14 protein-coding genes and 1 tRNA gene are annotated in these 10,725 nt (G+C 72.6%); 10 read left to right on the forward strand and 5 right to left on the reverse strand.

Annotated features, from left to right (window positions below):
- Positions 1-56: 56 nt before the first annotated feature.
- From VFO68_RS13180 to VFO68_RS13190, 3 genes are read left to right on the forward strand one after another with little or no spacing between them, the layout of a single operon-like run.
- Positions 57-587: a helix-turn-helix transcriptional regulator gene (locus VFO68_RS13180; protein ID WP_325158538.1), complete on the forward strand. Its 531-nt coding sequence runs from the start codon at positions 57-59 to the stop codon at positions 585-587.
- Between the two features lie 4 nt (positions 588-591).
- Entirely contained in the window at positions 592-1,275 is a 684-nt protein-coding gene (locus VFO68_RS13185) for a response regulator transcription factor (RefSeq protein ID WP_325158539.1), read from the forward strand.
- Positions 1,276-1,303: 28 nt separating this feature from the next.
- Positions 1,304-2,347 carry a HAMP domain-containing sensor histidine kinase gene (locus VFO68_RS13190; RefSeq protein WP_325158551.1) on the forward strand — a complete coding sequence of 348 codons (1,044 nt, stop codon included), beginning with the start codon at positions 1,304-1,306 and terminating at the stop codon, positions 2,345-2,347.
- Here VFO68_RS13190 and VFO68_RS13195 read toward each other — a convergent pair.
- Positions 2,344-3,411: an NAD-dependent epimerase/dehydratase family protein gene (locus tag VFO68_RS13195; RefSeq protein WP_325158540.1), complete on the reverse strand. Its 1,068-nt coding sequence runs from the start codon at positions 3,409-3,411 to the stop codon at positions 2,344-2,346. The genes VFO68_RS13190 and VFO68_RS13195 overlap by 4 nt on opposite strands.
- A gap of 166 nt (positions 3,412-3,577) precedes the next feature.
- On the opposite strand from VFO68_RS13195, the gene VFO68_RS13200 reads away from it, so the two are divergent.
- Together VFO68_RS13200 and VFO68_RS13205 are read left to right on the forward strand one after the other, a co-directional pair.
- Entirely contained in the window at positions 3,578-4,084 is a 507-nt protein-coding gene (locus VFO68_RS13200) for a molybdenum cofactor biosynthesis protein B (RefSeq protein WP_325158541.1), read from the forward strand.
- Complete coding sequence (locus VFO68_RS13205) at positions 4,081-4,248, forward strand: hypothetical protein (protein WP_325158542.1); 168 nt, start codon at positions 4,081-4,083, stop codon at positions 4,246-4,248. Before VFO68_RS13200 ends, VFO68_RS13205 begins: the two co-directional genes overlap by 4 nt.
- 130 nt (positions 4,249-4,378) lie before the next feature.
- Here the strand turns inward: VFO68_RS13205 and mscL are convergent, their stop codons facing one another.
- The 4 genes from mscL to VFO68_RS13225 all read right to left on the reverse strand — a co-directional run bounded on the left by mscL (position 4,379) and on the right by VFO68_RS13225 (position 6,583).
- The gene (gene mscL, locus VFO68_RS13210; RefSeq protein WP_325158543.1) at positions 4,379-4,798 is read right to left on the reverse strand and encodes a large conductance mechanosensitive channel protein MscL; all 420 of its coding nucleotides are present in this window, start codon (positions 4,796-4,798) and stop codon (positions 4,379-4,381) included.
- Between the two features lie 29 nt (positions 4,799-4,827).
- Positions 4,828-5,487: an SAF domain-containing protein gene (locus VFO68_RS13215; RefSeq protein ID WP_325158544.1), complete on the reverse strand. Its 660-nt coding sequence runs from the start codon at positions 5,485-5,487 to the stop codon at positions 4,828-4,830.
- Positions 5,488-5,573: 86 nt separating this feature from the next.
- Complete coding sequence (locus VFO68_RS13220; RefSeq protein WP_325158545.1) at positions 5,574-5,909, reverse strand: FmdB family zinc ribbon protein; 336 nt, start codon at positions 5,907-5,909, stop codon at positions 5,574-5,576.
- A 65-nt stretch (positions 5,910-5,974) separates the two neighbouring features.
- The gene (locus VFO68_RS13225) at positions 5,975-6,583 is read right to left on the reverse strand and encodes a 5-formyltetrahydrofolate cyclo-ligase (protein WP_325158546.1); all 609 of its coding nucleotides are present in this window, start codon (positions 6,581-6,583) and stop codon (positions 5,975-5,977) included.
- Positions 6,584-6,607: 24 nt separating this feature from the next.
- Between VFO68_RS13225 and VFO68_RS13230 the strand changes: the two genes are divergently transcribed.
- From VFO68_RS13230 to VFO68_RS13250, 5 genes are all read left to right on the forward strand, one after another.
- Positions 6,608-7,492 carry a UTP--glucose-1-phosphate uridylyltransferase gene (locus VFO68_RS13230; protein WP_325158547.1) on the forward strand — a complete coding sequence of 295 codons (885 nt, stop codon included), beginning with the start codon at positions 6,608-6,610 and terminating at the stop codon, positions 7,490-7,492.
- A gap of 13 nt (positions 7,493-7,505) precedes the next feature.
- A complete protein-coding gene (glp, locus tag VFO68_RS13235; protein WP_325158548.1) occupies positions 7,506-8,729 on the forward strand; it encodes a gephyrin-like molybdotransferase Glp in 1,224 nt (407 codons plus the stop codon).
- On the forward strand, positions 8,722-9,390 hold the full coding sequence (locus VFO68_RS13240) for a GNAT family protein (protein ID WP_325158549.1): 669 nt from the start codon (positions 8,722-8,724) through the stop codon (positions 9,388-9,390). Before glp ends, VFO68_RS13240 begins: the two co-directional genes overlap by 8 nt.
- Positions 9,391-9,503: 113 nt before the next feature.
- Positions 9,504-10,265 (forward strand): gephyrin-like molybdotransferase receptor GlpR, encoded by a 762-nt coding sequence (gene glpR, locus VFO68_RS13245; protein WP_325158550.1) that lies wholly within the window; start codon positions 9,504-9,506, stop codon positions 10,263-10,265.
- Between the two features lie 26 nt (positions 10,266-10,291).
- Positions 10,292-10,364 (forward strand) — tRNA-Ala (locus VFO68_RS13250).
- Positions 10,365-10,725: the final 361 nt, after the last annotated feature.

A 10,725-nucleotide genomic window follows, 5' to 3' on the forward strand; every position in this document is an offset into this window, starting at 1 on the left:
CTGTGCTGAACCACTACGTTAGAGCGCTACAAACTCGATGACGGGAGGAATATGCGATGCTCTCGGCGCACTCGTTCGGAGCTTTAATACGCCGCCAGCGCAAGGCGCTCGACCTGACCCAGGCCGCGCTTGCGCAGCACGTCGGCTGCGCCGAGTCGCTCATCCGGAAGATCGAGGCCGAGGAGCGCCGACCCTCGCGCCAGGTCGCCGAGCGCCTGGCCGATGCGCTGCGAATCGCGCCCGAGCAACGCGAGCTGTTCGTCCAGATCGCGCGCGGCGAGCGCGCCGCCGATCAGTTCAGATTAACCCAGCAGCCGCTGTCGTGGCCGGCGGCCCAGCCGGAAGCCTACCTACCATCGACGCTGCCCACGCCGCTCACCCCGCTGGTCGGGGCGGCGGCCCTCGCGGTGCTCGCCGCGACCCTTTCCGGACTGTCGAAGGCCGAAGTGGAGCGGATCTGGTTACCGTTCACGGTGTGGCTGGTGGCCGGCGCCGCGCTGCTGCCGGCGCCCGGCCGCCGGGGTTGGCTCGCCGCCGGGGTGGTGCTCGCCCTCGTGATGAACCACGTCCTGCTGACGAACTGGTGATCGCATGCCGAACGTGCTCGTGGTCGACGACGACCTGACCGTGCGGGACGTCGTGCGCCGGTATCTGGAGCGCGGCGGGCATCGGGTGGCGCTGGCCGACAACGGCGAGGAGGCGTTGCGCTGGGTCGCCGAGCATCAGCCGGACCTGGTCGTGCTCGACCTGATGCTGCCCGGCATGGACGGCCTGGAGGTGTGCCGGCGGCTGCGGGCGCGCAGCGCCGTTCCGGTGGTCATGCTCACCGCGCTGGGCGAGGAGGAGAACCGGATCGCCGGGCTGGAGCTCGGGGCCGACGACTACGTGACCAAACCGTTCAGCCCCAAGGAGTTGGCCCTGCGGGTGGCGTCGGTGCTGCGCCGCGCCCAGGCCGCCGCGCCGCGCGGCGCGGCGGCGGACCTGGCCGACGGCGACCTGGTGCTCGACGTCGCCGGGCACCGGGCGAGCCTGTCCGGCGTCCCGCTGGCGCTCACCACCCGGGAGTTCGACCTGCTGGTGTTCCTGATGGCCAACCCGGGCGAGGCGTTCACCCGGGAGCAGTTGCTGGACCGGGTATGGGGCTGGGACTTCGGCGACCAGTCCACGGTGACCGTCCACGTGCGACGGTTGCGGGAGAAGATCGAGGCCACACCGGCGAAACCACGCCGGATCGTGACCGTGTGGGGAGTTGGGTACCGCTATGACCACAGCTGACCCGCCCACCGGAGCCCAACCGCCCGGCGTGATCGGGTCGAACGAGACGCTCGGCCAGATGCTCGAGCATGCCTGGCACATCCTGCCGGTGGTGCTGGCCCTGACCGTTCCGGTTCTGCTGGCCGGGCTGCTGCTGCTCTACCTGGTGCGCAAGGGATCGCTGGGCACCACGCTGACCGTGCTGGTGCTCGTGCCGATGGCCGCGACGGTGATCGGGGTGGTCGGGGTCAGCGGGTTCATGTTCAACGACACGCTGACCACGATGCTGCTGGTGTTCCTGCTCGTGGTGCTGGTGACCGTGCCGGTGGCGGTGCTGCTCGGCCGGGTCATCGCCCGGCGCAGCGTCTGGGAACGCGAGGCGCGGGACCGGGAGCGCGCCGCCGAGGCGTCCCGGCGGGAGCTGGTCGCCTGGATCAGCCACGACCTGCGCACCCCGCTGGCCGGCATCCGGGCGATGAGCGAGGCCCTGGCCGACGGGGTGGTCAGCGAGCCGGCCGAGGTCACCGACTACGCCCAGCGGATCGGCGTGGAGACCCGGCGCCTGTCCGGGATGGTGGACGACCTGTTCGAGCTGTCCCGGATCACCGCGGGCGCGCTGCGGCTGACCATGTCCGAGGTGCCGCTGCAGGACGTGGTCGCCGACGCCCTGGTGACCCAGGTGCCGTTGGCGCAACGCAAGCGGGTCCGGGTGCTGGCCAACGCCGAGGGCTGGCCGGTGGTCATCGGCAGCGATCCGGAGCTGGGCCGGATCGTGTGCAACCTGGTGTCCAACGCGATCCGGCACACCCCGCCGGAGGGCACCGTGGCCGTCCAGGTCGGCATCGACGGCACGCAGGCCGTGCTCGCGGTCGACGACTCCTGCGGCGGCATCCCCGAGGCCGAACTGGCCCGGGTCTTCGACGTCGCCTTCCGCGGCGCCCCGGCCCGCACCCCCACCGCCGAACCGGTCGGCGCGGGCCTCGGCCTGGCCATCGCCAAGGGCCTGGTCGAGGCGCACCGCGGCTCGATCGACGCGCACAACCACGGCCCCGGCTGCCGGTTCGAGGTCCGCCTGCCGCTGGCGCCGGTCTAGCGCGCGCCCAACGGCCGCACCGGCTCGCGCAGCGGGTCGGTGGCGAACGCGGCCACCCCGTCGGCGAAGGAGACCGCGGCCCGGAAGCCGAGCAGTTCCCGGGCCCGGGCCGGGTCGGCGACCACGTGCCGCACGTCGCCGGGCCGGGCGCCGCCGGCGACTCGCGGTTGCGGGCCGCCGCACGCGGCCGCCAGCGTCGCGGCCAGCTCGCCGACCGTGTGCGGCTCGCCCGAGCACACGTTGACCGCGACCAGCGCGCCGGGCGTCCCGGCGGTCTCCATCGCCCGGACGTTGGCCAGCGCCACGTCCGAGACGTGCACGAAGTCGCGGCGCTGCCGGCCGTCCTCGAGCACGGCCGGCGGTTCGCCCCGCTCCAGCGCGGACCGGAACAGCGACGCCACCCCGGCGTAGGGCGTGTCGCGCGGCATCCGCGGGCCGTAGACGTTGTGGTAGCGCAAGGCCCAGACCTCGCCCCCGGTCTGCCTTGCCCAGGCCGCCGCCAGGAGTTCCTGCGCGGCCTTGGTCGCCGCATAGGTGCTGCGCGGGTCCATCGGCGCGTCCTCGGGCACCAGGCCGGGCGCCAGTTCGCCGCCGCAGCGCGGGCAGCGGGGCTCGAACCGCCCGGCCGCGACGTCCGCCGGCAGCCGGGCGCCCGGGCGCACCACGCCGTGCGCCGGGCAGCGGTACCGGCCCTCGCCGTAGACCACCATCGACGAGGCCAGCACCAGCCGGCCCACCCCGGCCGCGTGCATCGCGGCGAGCAGCACGGCGGTGCCGTAGTCGTTGTGCGCCACGTACTCCGGCGCGTCGGACGGGTCGAGGCCGTGGCCGACGACGGCCGCCTGATGGCACACCACGTCCACCCCGCGCAGCAGCCCGGCCAACCGGCCGGCGTCCCGGACGTCGCCGCGCACCAGGCCGTGCCGCGCGCTGTAGTCCGGCGGGCGACCGTGCGCCTGGGGCAGCAGATTGTCCAGCGGCACCGGCTCGTGGCCGCGTTCGGCGAGCAGATCGGCGACGTGCGAGCCGACGAACCCGGCTCCGCCCGTGATCAACACGCGCATGACCCCGACGCTAGGCCGGTATGGCACGGATCCGGCACGGATTCCGGCGGACGTCACCGAACGGTCATATCCGGGCGTCCGCTGCGGCGTCGTCGTGCGGTCGGCCGCGGTTACTCGTTCATGCCGTCAGATTCGTCCGATCATGAGGGGCCGCTACGGTTGTCCCATGGAACGCAGCGCGCAGCGGCTTGGCCGGGCTCTGATCGTGATCGTGGACGACAAGGTGGCGCATGGGGAGCACGAGGACACGGTGGGCGCGCTGGTCGTCGAACTGCTCGAGGAAGCCGGGTTCATCGTCGACGGGGTGGTGCCGGTGGCCGGGGAGACCGTCGACATCCGCAACGCGTTGAACACCGCCGTGATCGGCGGGGCCGACCTGGTGGTGACCGTGGGTGGCACCGGGGTCTCGCCCCGCGACGTCACCCCGGACGCCACCCTGGGCGTGCTGGACCGGCCGATCCCGGGCATCGCCGAGGCGCTGCGCTCGTCCGGTCTCGCGGCCGGAGCGGTCGACGCGGGGATCTCGCGGGGGCTGGTCGGCGTGTCCGGCAGCACGCTCGTGGTCAACCTGGCCGGCTCGCGCGCCGCTGTCCGGGACGGCATGGCCACGCTGTCCTCGCTGGTGCCCTACGTGATCGGCGAACTGTCCGGATTGGACGAAATGAGCCGGTGAACGGCGAACCGGAGCCCGACCGCCCGCCGCGCCGCCGCCGCGACCTCGACGAGATCTTCGGCGACGTGCTCCCGGACACCACCGCCGACGAGCGCGATCCCGACACCCCGCCGCCGGACGACGACTGGTACCACCGCAACCGCCCACCCCACCACGACCGCTAGGGCGGGCTCGTCGTCCCGCCCAACCGCCACCTCAGGGGACCGTGACGGCACCCAGCCACAACCCACCCGCGATCCGCACCTTCCCCCGGGAACGCGACGACCGCATCAAAATCCCGGAGCGGCGGGACAGTTACCGGTTGCGCGGCGCCGGCTGGTGTAGCTGCTGCTGCTCGCGCAGCAGGTCCCGGATCTCGATCAGCAGGTCGGTGTCGCTGGGCTTGTTCGGCGGGGGCTCCTCGCCCCGGGCCCGGCGTTCCTCGAGCTTCTTCATCGGCAGCACGATCACGAAGTAGATCACCAGGGCGACGGTGAGGAAGGTGATCACCGCGGTCAGGATGGCGCCGAAGTCGAGTACGGTCTTCGGGTTGCCCGAGACGAGCTGCACCGCCCAGCCGATCTCGTTGCCCCCGCCGAACGCCGCCACCAGCGGGTTGATCAGCCGCTCCACGATAGCGGTCACCACCCCGGTGAAGGCGGTACCGATCACCACCGCGACGGCAAGGTCGATCACGTTGCCGCGCATGATGAATTCCTTGAAACCCTTCAGCACCCCAATGCTCCCTCTTGATCGGCGTTCGGCTAGCGCAGCGTCACGGTGACCGGCTGGCCCAGGGCGGTGGACGCCACCCGGGTCGCAGCCTCCCGTGGCATGCCGATTACCACCAACCGGCCGTCGGTAACCCGATCGTGGTCCTCGTTTCGGACCGTGACGACGGTGACGTCGGACGCCAGCAGCACCCCGGCGCCGCCCTTCGGGTCCACCGACACGACGTCCACCCGGACGCCCGGACCGAGCAGGTCGGCGACCGCCGGGTCGGTCAGCCGGACCGGGACGGCGACGGCGTCCGGGCCGCCGGTGATCAACCGGGTGTTCTCCGGGCCGAGCAGCCGGGCGGCGGTGATCGGTTCACCGGTTCCGGCCGGGCCGGCGAGCACCCGCCCGGTCACCGCCTCGACCGCCTCGAACGCGCTGGGCGGACGCAGCGTCTCGGGCGCCCGCACGACGCGCACGTCGGTGGCGGTCAGGGCGCTGCCCGGGGCGAGATCCCGGGCCGCGACCAGCATCGGCCGGGTCGGTGGGCCGCCGCCGGGGTCCGGACGCAGGGCGAGCAGGACGGCGGCGAGCAACAGGGCGGCGGCGAGAATTCGGCGCGGCGCGAGCGCACGGGGCCAGCGGCCGCCGAGGGCGGTGCGGATCCGGTCGCGCAGGACCGGAGTGAGACGGTCGGTGATGGGCATGGCCCGACGCTAGCCAGGCGCGCGTCGCCCGGCGGGCGTCAGCGCCGGCCTGTGGACAACCCGGGGGAGCTGTGGACAGCCGGTGGTCAGGAGGCCTTGGCTGCCGGGGCCGTGCTCGAGGTGGAGGTCGTGCCCGACGAGGACGACGTGGAGCTCGACTTGTCGCTCGAGGCGCTTGTGGTCTTCGTCTCCTTCGAGCCGGAAGCACTGTCCGACGAGGACGAAGAGGCCGCCGACGGGCTCTTGGCCCGGCTGTCGGTGCGGTAGAAGCCGCTGCCCTTGAACACCACGCCGACCGAGCCGTACAGCTTGCGCAGCCGCCCGGCACACGCCGGGCACTCCGTCAGCGACGGGTCGGTGAAGGCCTGGATCTGCTCGAAGCGGTGGTCACAGGCCGTACAGGCATACTGATAGGTCGGCACGGTCAGCTCCCTCGGGGCAAGGCTTGGCACTCTACTTACCTGAGTGCTAACCATGATAGCTCAGCTCAGTCGAACCGGATCAGACCTCGGTGCGGAGTGATCACCGCGGTGACCCGCACGTCGTGCGGCTCGGCCGGCAGCTCCGGCACCAGCTCCTGGTCCCGGATCACCGCCACCAGCGGCGTGCCCGGCGCGGTCAGCGGCAACGACTGGTCGTAGTGCCCGGCGCCCTGCCCCAGCCGCACTCCAGTGCGGTCCACCCCCAGCGCCGGGACCAGCACCAGGTCCGCGATGCGCAGCGCCGTGGTCGACAGCCGCTCCCCGATCGGCTCGAGCAGCCCGTACGGACCCGGCCGCAGTGAGTCCGGCCCGGCGTACCAGGCCCAGTCCAGCGGCCCCCGCCCGGCCACCACCGGCAGCAGCACCCGAACCCCGAAGTCGGCGACGTCGTCGAGCATCTGCGCGGAACCCGGCTCCGAACCCACCGGCACGTACCCGCACAGGGTCTGGCCCGGACGCACGATCCGGCCGCTGGTCAGCTGGTTGGACAGGGCCATGGCCTCGGCGAACCGCACGCTGGCCGGCACCCCGCGCCGGGCGGCGCGGAGCTCGCTGCGCCATCTCGCCTTGCTCCACGCACGGGTCGCATCCAGATCGCTGCCTAGCTGTGCCACGCCATGAGGTTAGGGTCAACGTCCATGGCCCTTCCTTTCGCCACCGCCATCGTGCCGGCCGCCGGCCTCGGCACCCGGTTCCTGCCAGCCACCAAGGCGGTGCCCAAGGAGCTCTTTCCCGTCATCGACACCCCCGGAATCGAGCTCGTCGCGGCCGAGGCCGCGGAGGCCGGCGCGTCCCGGCTGGTCATCGTGATCTCGCCGGGCAAGGACGCCGTCGCCGAGTACTTCCGCCCGCAACCCGAGCTGGAGGCGACCCTGGAGGAGCGCGGCAAGACCGAGCTGCTCGGCCGCGTCCAGCGGGCCGCCAACCTCATCCAGGTGGAGACCGCCATCCAGGACCAGGCGCTGGGCCTCGGGCACGCCGTGGGCTGCGCCGAGCCGAACCTGCGGCCGGAGGAGGAGGCCGTCGCCGTCCTGCTGCCCGACGACCTGGTGCTGCCCACCGGCGTGCTGTCCCGGATGGCGCGGGTGCGCGCCGAACGGGGCGGCACCGTGCTGTGCGCCTTCGACATCCCGCGCGCCGAGATCTCCGCCTACGGCGTGTTCGACGTCGACGACACCGACGACCCCGATGTCAAGCGGGTCAACGGCATGGTGGAGAAGCCGCCTGCGGACGAGGCGCCGTCCACCTTCGCCGCCGCCGGCCGCTACCTGCTCGACCGGGCGATCTTCGACGCGCTGAAGCGGATCACCCCGGGCGCCGGGGGCGAGCTGCAGCTCACCGACGCGATCGCGCTGCTGATCTCCGAGGGCCACCCGGTGCACGTCGTCGTGCACCGCGGCGGACGGCACGACCTGGGCAATCCTGCGGGCTTCCTGCGTGCCGCCGTGGACTTTGCGCTCGCTCACCCGGAGTATGGGCCCGATCTGCGTGATTGGCTTCGAGGTCGTATAGCGGACGGGTAGGCGGTCGGGGCGGATGAGGTCAGTCGACGAGCAGCTTGGTCGGGCCCTGGCGGCCGCGGTCCGGCCGGCTCCGGTGCGCGTGGCGATCGCCGAGGCGCAGGGTCTGCTCTGCGCCGAGGACGTGGTCGCCGAGCGCGCGTTGCCCGGGTTCGACCAGGCCGCGGTGGACGGCTACGCGGTGCGCAGCGTCGACGTGCAGCTCGCCGGCACCGAACCGGTGCGGCTGCCGGTCGTGGGGGAGATCACGGCCGGGTCCCGTCAGCCGCGCCGGCTGCAACCCGGCCAGACCGTGCGGGTGGTCACCGGAGCGCCGCTGCCGACCCTGGCCGACGCGGTCGTCCCGGTCGGCTACACCGACGGCCACCACGCGCGGGTGACCGTGCAGCAGCCGGTGCCCTCCGCCGCGTTCGTCCGGCGCACCGGCGAGGACGTGCAGACCGGCGACGTGGCCGTGCGGCGTGGCGCGCCGATCGGCCCCGCCCAGGTGGGTCTGCTGGCCGCCGTGGGCCGGGCCAAGGTACTGGTCTACCCGCGGCCCCGGGTTTCGGTGATCGCGGTCGGCGACGAGCTGGTCGACACCGACCGCACGCCGGGCCAGGGCCAGGTCTACGACGTCAACTCCTACGCCCTGGCCGCCGCGGCCCGGGACGCCGGGGCCGAGGTGCACCGGGTCGGCATCGTGCCGGCCGACACGCACAGGTTGCGCGAGGTGGTGGAGAGCCGGCTGCTGCTCTCCGAGATCGTGGTGATCGCCGGCGGGGTCGGCGGCTCGATGTCCGACGAGATCGCCGCGGCGTTGTCCGAGCTCGGCGACGTGGACACCACCCGGGTGGCCATGCATCCCGGTTCGGTGCAGGGCTTCGGGCGGCTCGGCGCGGACGCGGTGCCGACCTTCCTGCTGCCCGGCAACCCGATGAGCGCGCTGGTGGTGTTCGAGGTGATGGTGCGCCCGCTCATCCGTGCCGCGCAGGGAAAGCGCAACCCGCAGCGGCGCGTGATCGCCGCCCGCCTACTCTCTCCGGTGAGCTCCACCAAGGGGCGCCGGGGTTTTCTGCGCGCCCAGCTTCTGCGGGACGAGACGAACGGGGAGTACCTCGTGCAGCCACTGGGAATGTCCGGGTCGCACCTGCTCGCCTCGCTCGCCGAGGCGAACTGCCTGATTCTTGTCAACGAGGAGACCACCGACGTGGCTGTGGGGGACGAGGTGTTGGTGAGCTTCCTGGCCCAACGTGGCTGAGCGGCGCCTCGTGCCGGCGCCCGCCACCGGGCGGCATCCCGGCTGGCCGGCCCGGTTAGGGCCGCTGCGGGTGGCCGCCGGGGTGGTCGAGCTGCGCAAGCCCCGGCTCACCGACGCGAGCGCGTGGAGCCGGGTCCGGCTGGCCGACCGGCACCATCTGGAGAGCTGGGAGCCGACCGTGCCCGGCACCTGGGAGGAGCGCAACGGCGTGCTGTCCTGGCCGTCCCAGTGCTCCACGCTGCGGGCGCTCGGCCGGCGCGGCATGTCCCTGCCGTTCGTGATCCTGGTGGACGGCCGGCTGGCCGGGCAGATCACGGTGGGCAACGTGGTCCGCGGGTCGCTGTGCTCGGCCTGGGTCGGCTACTGGGTGACCAGCCGGCTGACCGGTGGCGGGGTGGCGACCGCCGCCGTCGCCCTGGTCGTCGACCATTGCTTCGCCGTGGCCGGACTGCACCGGCTGGAGGCGACCGTGCGCCCGGAGAATGTGCCCAGCCTGCGGGTTCTGGAAAAGCTCGGGTTCCGCCGGGAGGGCGTGTTCGAGCGTTATCTGGATGTGGCCGGGGCCTGGCGGGACCATTTCTGCCTGGCGCTGACCACCGAGGACGTGCCCAACGGCCTGGTCTCCCTGCTGTTGGCCAGTGGTCGCGCACATATCGATTGAGTCCGGCCGGATGATTTTTTCGGCGCGCCTCCGTCGCTGTTGTGACTGTTGTGACTAACGTGGCGCGGGTAAATGGCTGGTAGAGAAGTGTCTGCCGGGGGAGGTGTCGGGATATGCCGAGCTCGCTGATCATTGTCGCGCTCGTCGTGGCCTGGCTCGTCGTCCTGGTCCCCATGATCGTGCGCAAACGCCAGGAGATCGCCCGGACCGCGGACTCGGCCCTGGCCGCGCGGGTGGTCCGCAGCGCCGAGGAGGAGCCGATGCGCGATTCCACGGAGGTCGACGAGGCCCAGCCGCCCGACACCGCCGAGGTGGATCCCGAGCCGGTCGAGAACCGTCCCCCGCCGTCGCTGTTCGAGCCCGCCGTGCGCGGCTACCGGCCCGGCCGCGGCGGCTTCGACCCCGACGCCGCCGCCGTGCTCGCCCAGGCCAAGTACGCCTTCCGCCAGCGCGTCGTGCTGATCATGATCATCGCCGCGATCCTGACCGGTGTCGCCGCCATCATCGTCGACTCCCGGGTCTGGTGGGTCCACGCGGCGGTCGACCTCGCCCTGGTCAGCTATCTCGGCTACCTCCGCCGGCAGGTGCGCATCGAGCAGGAGATCCGCGAACGCCGCCTGGCCCGGATGCGCGCCCACCGGGTGTACGCCCCCGAACCCGAGGTCGCCGAGGACGAGGCCGACCTCGAGGAACCGCTCGAGGAGCCCGAGGAGCCGCCCACTCCGGCCCGCACCCCGGTAGCCCAAACCCCCCGCCCACCGGCCCGCCCCGCCCGCCCCGGCACCGTGGTCGTCGACGTCGACGACGAGGATCCGGCCTTCGACGACCTCGACCGCCCGGACAATCTCCCCTACCGCCGCGCCGCGGGCGAGTAGCCTCCTGTTATGCTCCCAGCGTTTCCGGGGCTGTAGCGCAGTTGGTAGCGCGCCTCGTTCGCATCGAGGAGGTCAGGGGTTCGATTCCCCTCAGCTCCACTCCGGGGACCCATGCTCGCGGAACGCGCTCGCCGGGTCGTTGCGCTGGTGTTTTTGGGGGTGCAACCCCCAAACCCCGCCCGGGGGGGTTACGCCCCCGGACCCCCATTGGTTGGCCGTCGGTGGGAGTGGGCACCCGTCTGGCGCACTCCCGGGGGACAGGGTCACAAAGATCTTGACCGGGTGCCTACGTTGCCGCTCGGCCATCGCTTCCGTTCGACAAGCGACTGAGTGCCCAGCTCAGCTGGTCCATGAGCACTGCCCACTCCAGCGTTGCCGTGGGTGTCACCAGGCGGACCACGTACGTGGCGGGGCTAACCGCGAGCATCTCCCGGCCGGTTGGGCTGCGCCGTTGACTCAC

Source organism: Actinophytocola sp. (assembly GCF_035712165.1).
Lineage (GTDB): Bacteria > Actinomycetota > Actinomycetes > Mycobacteriales > Pseudonocardiaceae > DASYTH01.